Below are 1,682 nucleotides of genomic sequence, written 5' to 3' on the forward strand. Positions count from 1 at the left end.
CGTGGCGCTGGGCGTATCCTGCCGCATGGCAGGCTTTTGCGCGGGCGTACTCATAAAGGGTTTGCTGCCGAACGAGCGTCCGCCACCCATGCGGGCGGCTTCGGCGCAGTCGGGCATGGCAAGCATGATGGAACAGCAGAGAAAAAACGCAGCGGTCAGAAAGGCACTCAATTTCATGAACAGCTCCCGGGAGGGGGTTGTTGGTTGCAGGGTGCGCTGGTCGCACGGTCTGATCAGCCTTTCTGACTATAAACATTGTGACAAAAAAGGCAAGAGCATGAAATCCACTTTGCATAAAATAAGAAGTGTAGAAAAGATATGCGTGTATTGCGGTGGTGCAATGTGTTAAAATGATAATATTTATTAACGTAATATCGTTGTTGTTTTTGGTAAAAAAAGTAAAAATAATTATGATTGAAATGTATAGTATATTTGAAAAGAGTCTTAATTTGTTTAGATGCTGGAAGTGTGAAGATAAAAATGGTTTCTGATGGTTTTAAGTTGATGTTGTACATTTGTTTTTGTGCATATTCATTTTTCAAATGGTACACTGTTTATAGTGAGATGCGTTGTTATCCACTGTCTTTTTTATCCGCCATAACTGCTGTGATCCGCTTGATGTCTGTGTTTTTCATGCCGTTGGCATACAGCATGTTTGTTCTGTGCAGCAGATTTGTAGGAAATATTGCCGGTCACAAGCGCAAGTCTTGCGCAGGAATCTGCGGCAGCGTTGGGGAGACGCATCGGTTGGCCGGTTTGCGTTCAAGATGCGCTTTGCGCCTGGCAAAAAAGTCGGCAGGCCGCGTAAGCGGCCTGCATCAAAAGTCTCTTGGGCAGGTCCTCAGGCAAGCCTGAGCGGCAGCGGCAAGAGAGACCGACGTTGTGCCGGATCAGCGCTTGCGCGCGTCGGCAGCACCGTCCACATAAAGCCAGAACACCGCCCCAAGGTTGAGGGGTTTGGGTTGGCCGTCAGGGCCTTTGAGAGGGTCACCGGGGGTGGTGGCCATGCAGTACCACCAGCCGGGCTGGTTGAGCACAAAGGAGAACTGGCCCGCCTTGTCGGTGCGCGCCGCCATTTCTTCATGCCACGGTGTGGGAACGGTGCGCTTTTCCGTGTTGATTCTGGACATGCGCACGGGGGCGTTTGCCAAAGGTTTGCCGTGCAGCAGAACCACGCCGGAAAAAAGGGCAGGGGCGGTGAGGCCAAAAGGACGGACAAGGGGCTGGATTTCAAAGGTCTGGCCCACGGGCTGGTCCCATCCCCGCTCCACGCCATAGACGGGCAAAACGGCTTTGACGTAATGCTGCAAAAACTGCCCGTGCGCCGCATCCCACCAGGGGCGGCCTTCAATAATGAACTGATACAGGCCAGGGTGTGCAAGGGCCACGTTGGCCCCCCACGCCTTCTGGTCCAGATAGCCTATTTCTTCCACATCACCGAGAAGGTCGCGCCGTTCGGGCTGGATAAGGCCATCCTTGACGGGGCTGGCATTGTCGTAACGCAATACGGCGAAAAGTTGGGGCATATCCATGACAAGACCCTGATTCTGAAAGGGGCGCATCATGGTGATAAGCACGTCCACCTGTTCATTGATGGAGGGAAGCTCGGGAGCAGGGGGCGGCGCGGGCGCTTCTTCCACAGGCTGCGCAGCGGTTTGCCCGGCGTTTGCCGCCGTGGTCTG

At 53.6% G+C, this 1,682-nt stretch carries 1 protein-coding gene; it reads right to left on the reverse strand.

Going from position 1 to position 1,682, the window contains the following annotated elements:
• Positions 1-890: 890 nt before the first annotated feature.
• Positions 891-1,682, reverse strand: a 792-nt coding sequence (locus tag V6C16_RS12600; RefSeq protein ID WP_333536689.1) for a DUF4198 domain-containing protein, incomplete at its 5' end; no start/stop codon positions are given.

The sequence above is a fragment of the Desulfovibrio sp. 1188_IL3213 genome (genome assembly GCF_036763145.1).
Lineage (GTDB): Bacteria > Desulfobacterota > Desulfovibrionia > Desulfovibrionales > Desulfovibrionaceae > Desulfovibrio.